Origin of the sequence: Pseudonocardia sp. Ae150A_Ps1 (assembly GCF_001932315.1) — a bacterium.
Lineage (GTDB): Bacteria > Actinomycetota > Actinomycetes > Mycobacteriales > Pseudonocardiaceae > Pseudonocardia.
This window is the reverse complement of sequence record NZ_MCIJ01000001.1, coordinates 4,087,107-4,101,915: the sequence shown is the minus strand read 5'-3', so window position 1 is coordinate 4,101,915 and position 14,809 is coordinate 4,087,107. Positions and strand designations below refer to the sequence as shown.

Genomic DNA, 14,809 nt, shown 5'->3' with positions numbered 1-14,809 from the left:
CCGTCAGCCCAGCGCGCGGTCGAGGTTGATCGCGGAGCTGATCAGCGACAGGTGGGTGAAGGCCTGCGGGAAGTTGCCCAGCTGCTCCCCGGTCAGTCCGATCTCCTCGGCGTAGAGCCCCAGGTGGTTGCCGTAGGAGAACATCTTCTCCAGCGCGATCCGGGCGTGCTCGAGCCGTCCGGCGCGGGTCATCGCCTCGACGTTCCAGAACGAGCACATCGAGAACGTGCCCTCCTCCCCCTCGAGACCGTCCGGGGAGTCCTCGACGTCGTAGCGGAACACCAGGGTGTCGACGACGAGGGTGTCGTTGATCGCGTCCAGGGTCGCGGCGAACCTCGGCTCGGTCGGGGCGCAGAACTTGACCATCGGCATGAGCAGCACCGAGGCGTCCAGCGTGGTGGCGCCGTAGCGCTGGACGAACGAGCCGCGCGGGCCGACGTCCGGGTCCCAGCCGCGGTCCATGATCTGGTGGTAGATCTCGTCCCGGGTCGTGGTCCACGCCCCGACGTCGCCGGGCAGCCCGCGCCGCCGCGCCATCCGGATCATCCGCTCGACCGCGACCCAGCACATGAGCCGGGAGAACACGTGGTCCTGGCGGCCGGCACGGGTCTCCCAGATGCCCTCGTCGGGGGCGTCCCAGTGCCCGCGCAGCCACTCGAGGATCGCGCAGAGGTTCGTCCAGTCCTCGTGCCCGACACCCCGGCCGTGCTTGTCGTAGAGGTAGACCGAGTCGATGATCTCGCCGTAGATGTCGAGCTGGAGCTGCCCGGCGGCGCCGTTGCCGCACAGCACCGGGCGGGACCCGCGGTAGCCCTCCAGGTGGTCGAGCTCGATCTCGGCCGGGACGTCGTCGCTGTCGATCGTGTACATCACGCGGAGCGGTCCCTGGGCGCCGTCCTCGGGCTCCACGAACCGGTCGGTGAGCCAGTCGATGAACGCCCCCGCCTCCTCGGTGAACCCGAGCCTCAGCAGGGCGTAGAGGGTGAAGGCCGCGTCGCGCATCCAGACGTAGCGGTAGTCCCAGTTCCGCTCCCCGCCGAGCTGCTCGGGCAACGCCATCGTCGGTGACGCGATCACGGCGCCGGTCGGTTCGTGGGTGAGCATCTTGAGGGTGAGCGCGGAGCGGTGCACCCGCTCCCGCCACCGCCCCGTGTACGACGACCGCTTCAGCCAGTCCTTCCAGAACGCGACGGTGCCCTCGAACAGGTCGTCGGCGCCGTCGTCGCAGGGGTCGGGTCCGTCGCCGTCGACCTCCAGGACGAAGACCTCGGTACGACCCTCCCGGGTGTCGAACTCGGCCCGTGCGGCGTGGTCGACGACCGACAGCTCGACCGTCGAGGTCAGGTCCAGCACGATCCGGCTGCCGGTGAACCGGATCCCGGCGCCGCCCGTCACCACCTCCGGCACCTCGCGGGCGTAGTCCGGGCGCGGGACGACGTCGACGACCATCGGCACCGATCCCCGCACCCCGGTCACCCGGCGGACGAGGCGCTGCCGGTGGCCTGCGTCGTGCGGGGCCAGCAGCACCAGGAAGTCCTGCACCTCGACGATGCCGTCCGCGGTGAGGAAGCGGGTGATCAGGATGTTCGAGTCGGGGTAGTAGAACTGCTGCTGGGTGGTCAGCTCGGTGTCGTCGGTCCGCGGCGCGAGGCCCCAGTGCCCGCCGGAGCCGGCGTCGAGCAGCGAGGCGAACACGCTCGGCTCGTCGAACCGGCCGGGACAGAACCAGTCGACGGTGCCGTCCGTGCCGACCAGTGCCGCGGTGCGCAGGTCGCCGATGATCCCGTGCTCGGCGATCGGCAGGTAGCCGGTGCCGCCCGGGCCGCCCGCGCCGCTCACCCGGACACCCGCCATCCGCGCGGGCCCGGGAGGTCCAGCGCGTCCTGCGGGCCCCAGGAGCCGCGCGGGTACTCCTGCACCGGAGGCGGGTCGGCGAGCACCGGGTCACAGAGCTCCCACAACCGCTCCACCTCCTCGGTGGTGGTGAACAGCGTGCGGTCGCCCTTCATGACGTCGAGCAGCAGCCGTTCGTAGGCCTCCAGCGAGACATCGTCCGGGAAGGAGCCGGCGAGGTCCAGGCACATCCGGCCCCGCCCGACCCGCAGCTCGGGGCCGGGGACCTTCGCGCGGACGTCGAGCTCGACGCTCGGCTCGTCGGCCAGCTCCAGGACGAGCTCGGTCGGCGGGCCGTCCGACGCGTCGCCCGTGAAGGAGCCGCCCGGGAACATCGTCAGGGCGGGCTCGTCGAAGCCGATCGTCACGGTGCGGCGGGTCGCGCCCATCGCCTTGCCGGTGCGCAGCAGGAACGGGACGCCGAACCAGCGCCAGTCGTCGACGTGCACCTCCAGCGCGACGAACGTCTCGACCCGCGAATCCCCGGCGACGCCGTCCTCGTCGCGGTAGCCGGCGTACTGGCCGAACACCACGCGGGACGGGTCCAGCGGCCGGATCGAGCGGAAGACCTTCGCCTTCTCGTCGTGCAGGGCGTCCGGTGAGATCTCGTACGGCGGTTCCAGCGCGACGAAGCCGAGGATCTGGAACAGGTGCGTGGAGATCATGTCCCGGAACGTGCCGGTGGACTCCATGAACGACGCCCGGCCCTCGATCCCGATCTCCTCCGGGACGTCGATCTGCACGTAGCGGATGTTCTGCCGGTTCCAGACCGGTTCGAACAGGCCGTTGGCGAAGCGGAGGGCGAGGATGTTCTGCACCGACTCCTTGCCGAGGAAGTGGTCGATCCGGAACACGTCGCGCTCGTCGTAGACCTGCTCCAGGCCGGCGTGCAGCTCGCGGGCCGAGGCCAGGTCGGTGCCGAAGGGCTTCTCCAGCACCAGCCGGGACCGCTCGGCGATCCCGGTCCGGCCGAGCATCGCGACCATCGGGGTCATCGCCGCGGGCGGGACCGACAGGTAGACCAGCCGCCGGACGTCGGCGTCCCCCGGCCCGCGCAGGTCGTCCTCGGCCCGGCGGACGGCGTCGGCCAGGTCGGAGCCATCGTCGGCGTCGGAGACGACGAAGCTCAGCCGGGGTGCGAGGTCCTCCCAGCCGGTGGTGTCGCCGAGTGCGTCCCGGATCCGGTCGCGGAACTCGTCGTCGGTGCCGGGTGAGTGCCGCCCGGAGCCGATCACGCGGAAGTCCTCGGGGAGCAGGCCCGCGTTCTGCAGGTGCAGCAGCCCCGGGAAGAGCTTGCGCCGCGCGAGGTCGCCGGTGGCGCCGAAGAGCACGATGACGTGCGGGGGCAGAGCCATGACGGGTCGTACCCCCGTGAACGGGGGTCGAACCGGCCCGCTTCGCCACACCGTGTCCGCGGCGTACCGTTGCACGGGTGAACGTCGATGTCACTCCGCTGCCCGGGATCGGGGTACGCAAGGAGATCGAGCTGCGCAACGGGCGCAGGGTCGGGGTCATCACGCACCGCGACGGGAAGATCGACCTGATCCTCTCCCGCGCGGACGACCCGGACGCCTGCGTCGCCGAGCTGCCGCTGACCACCGAGGAGGCCGGTGCGCTGGCGAACCTGCTCGGCGCACCGCAGCTGGTCAACCAGCTCAACGACGAGCACGCGGACCTGCCGGGCATCACCACCCGCAAGCTGCCGATCAAGCACAACAGCCCGTACGACGCGCGCCCGCTGGGTGACACCGCGCTGCGCACCCGCACCCAGGTGTCGGTGGTCGCGGTGATGCGCGCCGGACAGGTCCTCCCCTCCCCGACCCCGGACTTCGTGCTCGCCGCCGGCGACATCGTGATCGCGATCGGGACCACGGAGAAGCTCGAACAGGCCGCCGACGTCCTCGCGCGCGGCTGAGCCGCCTTGGACCACACCGCACTCGAACTCCTCGAGCTCGGCGCCGTCTTCTTCGGCCTCGGCCTGCTCGGCAGGCTCGCGCAGAAGATCGGTCTGTCGCCCATCCCGCTGTACCTGGTCGGCGGGCTCGCCTTCGGTTCCGGCGGGATCTTCCCGCTGGGGGACATCGGTGACTTCACCTCGCTGGCCGGTGAGGTCGGCGTCGTCCTGCTGCTGTTGCTGCTCGGGCTGGAGTACTCCGCCGCCGAGCTCGTCACGGGACTGAAGCGGTCCTGGACGGCGGGACTCGTCGACATCGTGCTCAACGCCGCGCCGGGCGTCGCGGTGGCGCTGATCCTCGGCTGGGGGCCGGTCGGCGCGATGGTGCTCGGCGGCGTCACGTACATCTCGTCGTCCGGGATCGTCGCGAAGGTGCTGTCCGACCTGGGACGGCTGGGCAACCGGGAGACCCCGGTGATCCTCTCGGTGCTGGTGTTCGAGGACCTGGTGATGGCCCTCTACCTGCCGATCCTGACGGCGCTGCTGCTCGGGGTGACGCTGTGGGGCGGGATCAGCGCGGTCACGATCTCGCTGGTCGTCATCGCCGTCGTCCTGGTCGTCGCGCTGCGCTACGGCCGCTACGTCTCGGCGATCGTCGACTCCGACGACCGCGAGGTCTTCCTCCTCAAGGTCCTCGGCGCGGCGTTGCTCGTGGCCGGGTTCGCCCAGGCCATGCAGGTCTCGGCGGCCGTCGGGGCGTTCCTTCTCGGGATCGCGATCTCCGGGTCGACCGCGGAGAACGCGACGAAGCTCCTGGAACCGCTGCGCGACCTGTTCGCCGCCGTGTTCTTCGTGGTGTTCGGCCTGACGACGGACCCGCGGGCGATCCCTCCGGTGCTGGGCTGGGCTCTGGTGCTGGCCGTGTCGACCACCGCCACCAAGTACGCGACGGGCTGGTGGGCCGCCCGCCGGGCCCGGATCGGCCGGATGGGCCGCGCCCGCGCCGGGGCCGCGCTGGTCGCGCGCGGCGAGTTCTCGATCGTCATCGCCGGCCTGGCCGTCGGCTACGCCGCGGTCCCCGCCGAGCTCTCGGCCCTGGCGACGGCCTACGTGCTGATCATGGCCGTGCTGGGGCCGATCGCGGCGCGCTACGTCGAGCCGGTCGTGCGCGCGATCCCGGTCCGGGCCCGCGCGACGGAGAAGGCGAACGCCTGAGCGGACGTGGCCGCAGGTTCCGAGCCTCGGATTCCGAGCAGCACGTTCCGGCGCCGCGGATTCCGGCGCCCCTGCTCCGGGGCCGCTGGTGGATCCGCTGCGAGGGCCCGGGCACCCCTTCTGCGATATCGCTGCGTCAGGCAGCGGTATCGCAGGAGGTGCACGGCCGTGGCGCACGACGCCGCTGCAGCCTCGCCAGGACCAGTCGGCACACATGCATCTCTGCGACATCGCTGCCTGAGGCAGCGATTCGGCAGAAGTAGGTGCCTGGTCGGCTGCACCGGAAGAGTCGGGGCACCACAGGCGGGCCGGCGCGCCGGGCGGGGAGCGCCGGCGGGGAGCGCCGAGCGGGGAGCGGCTCAGCCGCGCGCCGCGAGCGTCGCGTTGTACAGCTCCCGCTTCGGCACCCCGGCGGCCTCGGCGACCGCGGCGACGGCGTCCTTCAGCCGCTCGCCGTCGTCGGTGCGCTCCTGGACCGCGTCGACCAGCGACTCGACCGGCGGGGCCTCGCGGGCCTCCGCGCCGGCCAGGACGATCGTCACCTCACCCAGGACGTCGCCCTCCGCCGCCCACGCGGCGAGCGAGGCGAGCGTCCCGCGCTTCACCTGCTCGTAGGTCTTGGTCAGCTCCCGGCACACCGCGGCGCGGCGGTCGGGCCCCAGCACGGCGACGGCGTCGGCGAGGGTGTCGGCGGTCCGGCGCGGCGACTCGAAGAAGACCGCGGCGCGGCGCTCGTCGCGCAGGGTCTCCAGCCAGCGCCTCCGGTCGCCGGAGCGCCGCGGGGGGAAGCCGTCGAAGCAGAACCGCTCGCAGGGCAGCCCGGACAGGACCAGCGCCGTCGTCACCGCCGACGGGCCGGGGACGCAGGTGACGGGAAGGTCCTCGGCGGCGGCCGCGGCGACGAGCCGGTAGCCGGGGTCGGACACGGCGGGCATCCCGGCGTCGGACACCACCAGGACGGTCGCGCCGTCCCGGACCGCGGCCAGCAGCCCGGGGAGCCGCTCCGTCTCGACGGCGTCGTAGTGGCTGACGATCCGGCCGACGTAGGTGACCTCCAGTGACGCGGCGAGCGTCCGGAAGCGGCGGGTGTCCTCGGCGGCGATGACGTCCGCGGTGCCGATCAGCTCACGCAGCCGCGGCGAGGCGTCCCGCGGGTCGCCGAGCGGGGTCGCGGCCAGGACGAGGCGTCCGGGCGTCGTCGCTGGGGAGGCGACGGACGCCCCGGGACCGGAGGCAGCGGCGGGCGACACGGGGACCAGCCTACGATCGACGGCGATGCCCACCTCGACCGCCGACCCCGGGAGCAGGGTCGCCGGAGCGGGTCCGGAGCCCGGTCTGACGCCGCACGGCACTCCCCCGCCGCTGCGGCGGGCCGATCCCGGTCCGGGAGCCCGCCTCGGTGTCCCGCCCCCGGCCGATCGGCTGTACGGGTGGCTGGTGACGGCGGGCGTCGTGCTGATCGCGGCACTGCTCCGGTTCTACGACCTGGGCGAGCCGACCGACCGTGGCACACCGGTCTTCGACGAGAAGCACTACGTCCCGCAGGCCTGGGAGATGGTCCGGAACGGCGGCGTCGAGAACAACCCGGGCTACGAGAAGATCGTCCACCCGCCGCTGGCCAAGCAGCTGATCGCGCTCGGACAGCTGGTCTTCGGCTACGACGGCGTCGGCTGGCGGGTCTCGGCCGCGCTGGCCGGGGTGCTGACCGTCCTGCTGGTCGTCCGGATCGGGCGGCGGCTGACCCGGTCGACGGCGCTCGGCGGCCTCGCCGGCCTGCTGCTCGTCGCCGACGGCCTGTCCCACGTGCAGTCCCGGATGGGGATGCTCGACGCGTTCTCCGCGGTCTTCGTGGTCGCCGCGTTCGCGGCGCTGCTCTGCGACCGGGACGACGTCCGTGCCCGGATGGCCCGGGTGATCGCCGCGGGACGTGTCGGTGACCATCCGTTCGGCCCGCGCTGGGGGGTGCGCTGGTGGCGGCTCGTCGCCGGCGTCTGTCTGGGGCTCGCCTGCGCGGTGAAGTGGAACGGCTCGTACTACGTGGCCGCGTTCGGCGTGCTGTGCGTGCTCTGGGACGTCTCGCTGCGGAGGCGGGCCGGGGTGGCGCGCCCGTGGGCCGGTACGGCGGCCCGCGACCTCGCGCCGGCGCTCTGGGCCCTCGCGCTGGTCCCGATCCTCACCTACGTCGGTTCCTGGTGGGCCTGGTTCGGCAGCGAGACCGGGATCGACCGGCACCAGGTCGGCCGCGAGATCGGCACCGGCGGCATGTGGTCCTGGATGCCGGACGCGGTGCGGTCGCTCTGGTACTACCACGGTCAGGCGCTCGCGTTCCACGAGAACCTGACGACCAGCTCCGCCGGACGGCACCCGTGGGAGTCGAAGCCGTGGACGTGGCCGATGGGGCTGCGCCCGATGCTCTACCGCTACTCCGACTCGGCGACCGGCTGCGGGGAGTCCGAGTGCGTGTCGGCGGTGATGCTGATCGGGACACCCGCCCTGTGGTGGCCGGCGATCCCCGTGCTGCTGTGGGGCCTGTGGCGGGCCGTGACGCGGGCCGACTGGCGCTGGATCGCGGTGCTCGTCGGCTACGGCGCCGGGTTCCTGCCCTGGTTCCTGAACCTCGACCGGCAGATGTACTTCTTCTACATGATGCCGGTGGTGCCGTTCCTGGTGCTGGGGGTCGTGCTGGTGATGGGCCGGATGCTGGGGCACGCCGGCGAGTCCGAACGACGACGGCGGACCGGCCGGCTCGTCGTCGCCGGGTGGCTCGCGCTGATCCTGGTGAACTTCGTGTGGCTGTGGCCGATCCTGGTCGGCGACCCGATCACCCAGGCGCACTGGCAGGCCGAGCTCTGGCTGCCGTCGTGGCGCTAGACGCGGTCGTCGTCGGGTCGGGGCCGAACGGTCTCGCCGCCGCGATCACGCTGGCCAGGGCCGGACGCGCGGTGCGGGTGTACGAGGCGGCCGACGAGCCGGGCGGGGGGCTGCGCAGCACCCACCGCGACGGGTGGACGCACGACGTCTGCTCCACGGTGCAGGCGCTCGCGATGGTCTCGCCGTTCTTCCGGACCCTCGACCTGGACGGGCTCGGGGTGCGGATGCGGTACCCGGAGATCGCGTTCGCGCATCCGCTCGACGGCGGTCGCGCTGCGCTGGCCCACCGCTCCGTCGCGTCGACCGCCGCCGGGCTGGGCGAGGACGGCCCCGCGTGGGAACGGCTGCTCGGTCCCCTCGTACGCGACCACGAGCAACTGTGGCCGGAGATGCTCGGGTCCCTGCGCCGGGTGCCGCGCCACCCGGTGACGCTGGCCCGGTTCGGGCTGCCCGGCCTGCTCGGGGTGCGTGACCTGGGCCGTGCCGCGTTCCGCACCGACGAGGCCCGCGCCCTCCTCGCGGGGGCGGGCGCGCACACGATCCGCCGCCTCGACGCCCCGCTGACCTCGGCGTTCGCGCTGGCGCTCGTCGTCGCCGCGCACGCGGCCGACTGGCCCGTCGTCGAGGGCGGGTCCGGGGTGCTCGCCGACGCGATGGTCCGGGAGCTGCGGCGGCTCGGCGGCGAGATCGAGACCGGGCACCGGATCGGCTCGCTCGCCGAGCTGCCGGCCCGGGACCTGACGCTGCTCGACGTCACCCCGTTCCAGTTCCTGGCGATGGCGGACCTCCCGGCCGGGTACGCCCGCTCGCTGCGCCGGCACCGGTACGGACCGGGCGTCTGCAAGGTCGACTTCGAGCTGTCCGGACCGGTGCCGTGGACGAACCCGGACTGCCGCCGCGCCGGGACGCTGCACCTCGGCGGCACTCTCGACGAGATCGCCCGCTCGGAGGCCGACGCCGAGGCCGGCCGGCACTCGGACGCGCCCTACGTGCTCGCGGTGCAGGCCTGCGTCGCCGACCCCACCCGGGCGCCGGCCGGGAAGCACACGCTGTGGAGCTACTGCCACGTCCCGAACGGCTCGGACCGGGACATGACCGCGGCGATCGAGCGGCAGGTCGAGCGGTTCGCCCCCGGTTTCCGGGACCTGGTCGAACGCCGCACCGTGCGCACGGCCACCGATCTGCACCACGACGACGAGAACTACGTCGGCGGCGCGATCAACGGCGCCATGGCGGGCCTGTTCTCGGCCGTGCTCGGCCCGGTCCCGCGCTGGTCGCGGTACGCGACGCCGCTGGACGGGGTGTACCTCTGCTCCGCGTCGACGCCACCGGGCGGCGGGGTCCACGGCATGTCCGGCCACCTCGCCGCGACCGAGGCGCTCGCCCGCGCGGGACGCTGAGGCCGCTCCGACGAATCACGGCACGACGGGAACCGGACCGGCGTCCACGACGACCCCTTCTGGGTGCGCCCCCTACTCCCCACCCTCCGGCGCGCCGCGGTCGTGCTGCCCGCCGTGCTGCTCGCCGTCGTCCTCGGCGCCGCACCGGCCTGGGCGCACACCGAGCTCGAGTCCAGCACCCCGGCCGCCGACGCGCAGGTGGCCGACGCCCCGACGACGGTGACGCTGACGTTCTCCGAGGAGATCCCCGCCCACGAGGCGACGGTGACGGTCCGCGGCCCGGACGGCGCCGCGTACGCCGCCGGCCCCGCCACCGGCGACGGCGCCACCCTCACGGTGCCGCTGCGCCCGCTCGGACCGGCCGGCGCCTACACCGTCGACTACCGGGTCGTCTCCGACGACGGCCACCCGGTCGCCGGGACCGTTCCCTTCACCCTGACCCGGCCGGGCCCCGGCGCCGCGGCCACCACCCCCGCCCCGGCCGCCGCGCCGGGCGCGGAGGCACCGGGCTCCCCTGCCCCGGAGGCGTCGGCGGCACCCGCCGCGGCGGAGTCGGGAGACGGGGCGCCGGTCTGGCCGTGGATCCTCGCCGCCGTCGTCGTGATCGGTGGCGGCGCGGTCGTCGCGCTGCGCCGGGCGAAGAGCTGACCTCCGCCGACGTCCCCGCCCCCGGGAAGGCCGGGCCCGCCCGGGAGCCCCGTGCCGGGCCCGCCGCCTGGTGCGCGGTCGCTGCGGGCGCCGCGGTCCTCACGGCCGGCGTCACCGGCGGGATCGGACCGGACGGCGTCCCGCTCGACGTCGCCCGCACCCTGGTACGGACGGCGGCCGACCTCGCCGCGCTGACCGTCGCCGGGGCGGCACTCGCCGCGCTCCTCGCCCCCGGCCGCGCACCCGGCGCCGACCGGGTGCTCGCGGCCGCCGTGCCGGCCTGGCTCGCCGTGCTGCTGGTCGAGGCGGTGGTGCGCGGGGCGATCCTCGCGGGACGCCCGCTCGGGTCGGTGCGGATCGGCGACGTCGTCGCGTTCCTCACCGGTCCCCGGGCCGGGGCGGGGCTGCTCGCCGCCGCGGTCGCGGTGGTGCTGCTGGCCGGGGCCGTCGCGGCCCGGCCCGCCCGGCCCGGTCAGGGCGCCGGACCGCCGGCGCTGGTGCTCGTCGTCGCCGTGGCCGGTGCGGCCGCGTCACCGCCCGCCGCGCTCGCCGTGCCCGGTGTCGTGCTGCACGTGGCGGCGGCGCTGCTGTGGGTGGGAGGGCTCGGGGCGGTCCTCGTCCTGGCCCGGGATCCCGCCGTGCTGCGGGTCGCGCTGCCCCGGTTCTCCCGGCTCGCCGCGGTCTGTGTCGCGGTGCTGACGCTGTCCGGGGTGGCCGCCGCGACCGCGCGGCTGTCGTCGCCGGCCGACCTGGTCACGACGACGTACGGCGCGGTCGTCCTGACGAAGGTGGCGCTGCTCGCCGGGGCGGTCGCGCTCGGCGCCCGCACCCGTCGTCGGCTGCGGGACGGCCGTACACCCGTCCTCACCTGGGCCGCGGTCGAGATCCTGGTGCTGGTCGCCGCGACCGGCGTCGCGGCGACCCTCACCCACAAGGCCTGACCCCGGGGGCTCGCCATCCGGGTGTTCAGCGCGCCGGCGCAGGCCCCACCAGCCGCGCGGCACCGGAGCCGAAGCCCAGCCAGGTGTGCCGGTTGTTCCACCAGCACCAGCCGACCTTCGGGGCGTCGCGGCGGTCCCGGCCGTCCCGCCCGGTGCCGTTCGAGATCCAGACGGCGGGGGTGCGGGCGTCGAACCGGCCGGTCGCCTTCCGCAGCCGGGAGCCGGTCGTCATGAAGCAGTGGTTGCGTTCCAGCACGTCGGGGGCCTGCAGCACCCACTGGACGCCCTCGGTGAGGAGCATCGGGAGCCGGTCGCGGGCGGCGAACTCCACCTCCGCCTCGGCCGGCGACGCGTTCTGCAGGTCGTCGCCGCGACCGGGATCGGTGAGCAGCCAGACCGGGGCGTCCGGGACCTCCGCGGTGGGGGCGAAGTCGTCGGCGTCGGTCATGTCCTCGACGACGAAGCCGGCCCGCCCGGCGCGGCGCAGCAGTGGCGCGAGCGCCGACGGCCGCAGCCCGGCGACGACGAGCAGGCCCGGACCGCCGGGCAGCGCGGCCGCCTCCTTCCGCAGCACGTCCGGGGCGAGGGGGCCGGTGGCTCCCAGCTCGATCAGCTTCTCGGCCTGGTCGGCGACGGACGGGAGGGTGGGGACGGGCACGCGGGACCTCCGGGTCGGGCGGGTCGGGCCGCCCGTCAACGCCCCTGGACACCGGCGTGTTCCCGAGAGTCCCCGAACAACGGCATCAGGCAGGCAGCTACCAGCGCACTACCAATCGAGAGTGCTGGCGACGAATCCCCGCGACGTCGCAGACCGGGTTGCTATGAGCGGTCACCATCGGCTGAGTCGGTCGTCTTCTTGCCCATTCGTCGAGCGCGCTCCGCAGCCGTTCGATCAGACCGGCAGACTCAGGGCCGTGCGCGACGATCCCTAGTTCGTCGCTCCGTTCATCATGCGGGCGGACCACGACATAGGCCAGGCTTCCGTTCAGGTACAGCGACGCTCCCGCCCAACGGAGGGCCGGGTCGGCCGCCCCGGCCCCACGTGCGTCCGGGCCGACGCGCAGGCGCCCAAAGCCGAGATCGGACGTAGTGGTGGCCAACCAAAGGTCGAGGTGCTCGGCCTCGTCGTCGTGACCGACTACCACACCGGTCCAGGCGGAACTGGGTTCGTAGGTGAGTACGTTGGCGAGCGCCTGGGCGTCGGGACCGTCGGCGCGGTCGACGGCAAGCAGGACGTCGCGTGCCAGACGCACGACGTCGTCCGGGTGGTCGTCGATTCCGCGCATCGGGACAAAACCGCAGACCAGCGCCTCGCGCGCGGTCATGGTGGCGGCATCGCGATCACGATCGAACGGCAGGACCCGGGTCAATCCACTCCCGTGCAGACGAACCGGGACCACGAGTCGCCCGCCCGGGACGAGCTGCTGCCACCAGGCCGGCGGCACGTCCCAAGCTCCGGCGGTGACGATGATCCGGTCGAATGGCGCCGACTCCGGATGCCCCAGAGCACCGTCGCCACAGTGCACGACGACACGCCCGTACCCGGCACTGACGAGCGCACGTTGGGCCCGCTCGGTGAGGTCGGCGTCGATCTCGACAGTACTCACAGCGCCGGTTTCGCCGACGACCTCGGCCAACAGCGCGGCGTTGATACCAGTCGCCGCGCCGATCTCGAGGACCCGTTGTCCGGGCCGGACGTCCAGTAGCTCCAGCATGGCCGCGACCAGGTTGGGGCTGGACGCCGAGGACACCGCGGCGCCGTCGGCGTCGCGCTTGGTGACGACGGGTCGTGGAGCGTAGGCGGTGGCTGCGTCGACCTCGGGCAAGAAGAGGTGTCGGGGCACGGACCGGAATGCCTGTTCGACGGCTGCGGTGCGAAAGGTGCCGCGGGCGCGGATGTGATCAGCCAGCGCGGCGCGCAACCGGTCGGCGTCGTGGTCCTCGGAACCGGTAACGGGGGCGCTGGACATGTGGTGGTCCTCTCGGAAGACACTGTGTGCGGCGGCGGCGAGGTGGTGCTGCTCGGTGCCGGGAATGCCGATGCGGTTGAACAGGAACAGCAGGTGATGGGCCAGTACAGCTCGGAGTCCCCGTTGCAGGTCTCCTGAGTGGGCGAGTCTTGCGAGTCGGCGCCCGGTGTGCGCGAAAGCGGACCGCCAGGCGGGGCGGGTGTGCAGCGGGCTCCCGGGCGCGTCGTCGGCAGCCGTGATCAGCGCGCCTACGGCTCGGCTCAGTCCGGGCAGGGTCGGCGTGTCGGATGTCGAGCGGTGTGCGGCGACTCGGTGCCAGACATCGCCCTGCTCGTACCAGTCGAGTCCGGCTCCCCGCAGCAAGCGGGTGGCCAGCAGGATTCCCAACTCCCGACGGGTGGATACGGGCCGGGTCTCCTCCAGCGCGGTGGAAGTGGGCCAGCAAGTGAGCGCTGTCCACGGCGAACAGCTCGTGAGCGAGGACCATCGCGACCCGACCGCCGAAGGCTGCCGACTCCGGTTCGTACACCGTGACGTCGGTCTGCAGTATCCGCTCTGGATGCTCCAGAGCGGAGCAGACGACAGTAACTGCGTCGTCAGCGCCGTCGCGCGGATGGAGGCGGATCCGCCACGTCCCGGCTTTGCGGACGAACCACCAAGCATCGATACCGCTGGAAACGGCTTCGAGAGCCGGGCGGAGATGGTCGATTGCGGCCTGTTCGGCGACGTCTCTGTCAGCGCAGCGCATAGTGATTTGCTGCCAGCCGTGACAGTCAGTTCTGCTCAGCTCAGCAGAAGACATCGGCCCCACCCCTTCGCTTCACCGGTCGCGATCGTGTGCAGCGTGAGGGCGACGCCGGCAACGCCGTCGACCAGACCGATCGGTCCGCCCAACGACTCGTCGGCGCGGGCGCACAGAGTCTCGGTGAGCGGGCCGAGCGCGTTGGACAGCCCGGAGGAGTTCAAGTCCTGGGCAGCGTGCCAGACCGTAGCCACGGTGCTCGCCCAGCCATGACAGACGGACGTGTCGACGTGTGAGTCGAGCTGGACCGGATCGATGACGGAGCGGAGCAGTGCGTCCTCGGCCCCACGGCAGCGTGCGGGGTCGCCCAGGGCGATCCCGGCAAGTTGCAGGGCGCGGGCGATACCGGGAGTGCCATAGCACCAGGACGGACGTCCGGGCCCGGCCAGCAGGACCAGCTGGCCCTCCTCCACGTCAGCTCGGGTCACTCGCTGGGGCCACCAGTGGCCGGCGCGTGTTTCCTGGCGCCAACAGTCCATCCAGGAACAAATTCGGTGGATCGCTTCAACCTGGCCGGCCACTTCTACACCGCTCCGAAGGGCGAGACTCAGTAACGAGAGTGGCCCTGTGATCCCATGTGCAGCACCGAGATCGCTGTGTCCGCCGGCGTAGCGCTCCGTCGCCGAGCCGGACGGTGTGTCATGGGTCCACCACCCCGGGACCGCGTTGCCACCCACATGTGCGATGGGCTCGGTGAGCCGTACGAGATGGGCGAGCACCAACCGGAGAAGGGCGTCATCTTTCGCCTTCATGCCGATCGAGCTGGGAAGCAGGAGCGCACCGAGTCCGGCGAGACCTCGCACGACGTCGAACTCCGAACGACTCGGGCAGGCACCGAGCCTGACCCGGGCGTCGGCAGCGGCAAGACGGCGTCTCACCAAGGATGTGACGGCATCGTGTAATCGCGTGGCGGCGGACGAGTACCTGTTACCACCGACCGAGCCGACGGCGAAGGCCACGGCCGGTGCGCCGAACCAGAGCCCACACCCCTGAGCGATGCTGACGTCCTCGCAGACCGCACGGGTCAACCAACGATGCGCTCGGTCTGGACGGCCAAGAACAGCATGTAGGACTGCGACACCGGCTGCCCCCTTCGACAGCGACTGGTCCCACCAGCGAAGGCTGCGTGTGCCAAGGCCTTCCTCCATCGTCCGCGGCCAAGGAGTCGCGAGGGA

Annotated in this window: 12 protein-coding genes; 6 read left to right on the top strand and 6 right to left on the bottom strand. The window is 73.0% G+C overall.

Features of this window, described 5'->3' with window-relative positions:
* Positions 1 to 3 precede the first annotated feature (3 nt).
* Entirely contained in the window at positions 4 to 1,854 is a 1,851-nt protein-coding gene (locus tag Ae150APs1_RS19230) for a glycoside hydrolase family 15 protein (RefSeq protein ID WP_075299413.1), read from the bottom strand.
* Positions 1,836 to 3,248, bottom strand: coding sequence for a glucose-6-phosphate dehydrogenase (gene zwf / locus Ae150APs1_RS19225; protein ID WP_075299411.1), 1,413 nt, complete (start codon positions 3,246 to 3,248; stop codon positions 1,836 to 1,838). The genes Ae150APs1_RS19230 and zwf overlap by 19 nt, the downstream gene beginning before the upstream one ends.
* Before the next feature lie 77 nt (positions 3,249 to 3,325).
* Between zwf and Ae150APs1_RS19220 the strand changes: the two genes are divergently transcribed.
* Both Ae150APs1_RS19220 and Ae150APs1_RS19215 read left to right on the top strand, forming a co-directional pair.
* Positions 3,326 to 3,808 (top strand): TrkA C-terminal domain-containing protein, encoded by a 483-nt coding sequence (locus tag Ae150APs1_RS19220; RefSeq protein WP_075299409.1) that lies wholly within the window; start codon positions 3,326 to 3,328, stop codon positions 3,806 to 3,808.
* A gap of 6 nt (positions 3,809 to 3,814) precedes the next feature.
* Positions 3,815 to 5,002 (top strand): cation:proton antiporter, encoded by a 1,188-nt coding sequence (locus Ae150APs1_RS19215; RefSeq protein WP_010225883.1) that lies wholly within the window; start codon positions 3,815 to 3,817, stop codon positions 5,000 to 5,002.
* 359 nt (positions 5,003 to 5,361) lie between these two features.
* On the opposite strand, the gene rsmI is transcribed toward Ae150APs1_RS19215, so the two are convergent.
* Positions 5,362 to 6,252: a 16S rRNA (cytidine(1402)-2'-O)-methyltransferase gene (gene rsmI, locus Ae150APs1_RS19210; protein WP_050802236.1), complete on the bottom strand. Its 891-nt coding sequence runs from the start codon at positions 6,250 to 6,252 to the stop codon at positions 5,362 to 5,364.
* A gap of 25 nt (positions 6,253 to 6,277) precedes the next feature.
* Between rsmI and Ae150APs1_RS19205 the strand changes: the two genes are divergently transcribed.
* The 4 genes from Ae150APs1_RS19205 to Ae150APs1_RS19190 all read left to right on the top strand — a co-directional run bounded on the left by Ae150APs1_RS19205 (position 6,278) and on the right by Ae150APs1_RS19190 (position 10,862).
* Positions 6,278 to 7,873: a phospholipid carrier-dependent glycosyltransferase gene (locus Ae150APs1_RS19205; RefSeq protein WP_075299407.1), complete on the top strand. Its 1,596-nt coding sequence runs from the start codon at positions 6,278 to 6,280 to the stop codon at positions 7,871 to 7,873.
* Entirely contained in the window at positions 7,864 to 9,273 is a 1,410-nt protein-coding gene (locus Ae150APs1_RS19200) for an NAD(P)/FAD-dependent oxidoreductase (RefSeq protein ID WP_075299405.1), read from the top strand. Before Ae150APs1_RS19205 ends, Ae150APs1_RS19200 begins: the two co-directional genes overlap by 10 nt.
* A gap of 63 nt (positions 9,274 to 9,336) precedes the next feature.
* Positions 9,337 to 9,921, top strand: a complete 585-nt coding sequence (locus Ae150APs1_RS19195; protein WP_075299403.1) for a copper resistance CopC family protein — start codon at positions 9,337 to 9,339, stop codon at positions 9,919 to 9,921.
* Positions 9,852 to 10,862 (top strand): CopD family protein, encoded by a 1,011-nt coding sequence (locus Ae150APs1_RS19190; RefSeq protein WP_075299401.1) that lies wholly within the window; start codon positions 9,852 to 9,854, stop codon positions 10,860 to 10,862. The genes Ae150APs1_RS19195 and Ae150APs1_RS19190 overlap by 70 nt, the downstream gene beginning before the upstream one ends.
* A gap of 25 nt (positions 10,863 to 10,887) precedes the next feature.
* On the opposite strand, the gene Ae150APs1_RS19185 is transcribed toward Ae150APs1_RS19190, so the two are convergent.
* The 3 genes from Ae150APs1_RS19185 to Ae150APs1_RS19165 form a co-directional block, all read right to left on the bottom strand.
* Entirely contained in the window at positions 10,888 to 11,520 is a 633-nt protein-coding gene (locus Ae150APs1_RS19185) for a DUF5701 family protein (RefSeq protein WP_075299399.1), read from the bottom strand.
* 97 nt (positions 11,521 to 11,617) lie between these two features.
* Positions 11,618 to 13,219 carry a methyltransferase, FxLD system gene (fxlM, locus tag Ae150APs1_RS19180; protein ID WP_254849434.1) on the bottom strand — a complete coding sequence of 534 codons (1,602 nt, stop codon included), beginning with the start codon at positions 13,217 to 13,219 and terminating at the stop codon, positions 11,618 to 11,620.
* A 396-nt stretch (positions 13,220 to 13,615) separates the two neighbouring features.
* A complete protein-coding gene (locus tag Ae150APs1_RS19165; RefSeq protein WP_083680449.1) occupies positions 13,616 to 14,782 on the bottom strand; it encodes a lanthionine synthetase C family protein in 1,167 nt (388 codons plus the stop codon).
* Positions 14,783 to 14,809: the final 27 nt, after the last annotated feature.

Bases quoted from the DNA above. Each gene is read 5' to 3' on its own strand.
- Ae150APs1_RS19205 (WP_075299407.1), top strand. From the start codon at position 6,278: ATGCCCACCTCGACCGCCGACCCCGGGAGCAGGGTCGCCGGAGCGGGT.
- Ae150APs1_RS19230 (WP_075299413.1), bottom strand. From the start codon at position 1,854: ATGGCGGGTGTCCGGGTGAGCGGCGCGGGCGGCCCGGGCGGCACCGGC.
- zwf (WP_075299411.1), bottom strand. From the start codon at position 3,248: ATGGCTCTGCCCCCGCACGTCATCGTGCTCTTCGGCGCCACCGGCGAC.
- Ae150APs1_RS19165 (WP_083680449.1), bottom strand. From the start codon at position 14,782: ATGGAGGAAGGCCTTGGCACACGCAGCCTTCGCTGGTGGGACCAGTCG.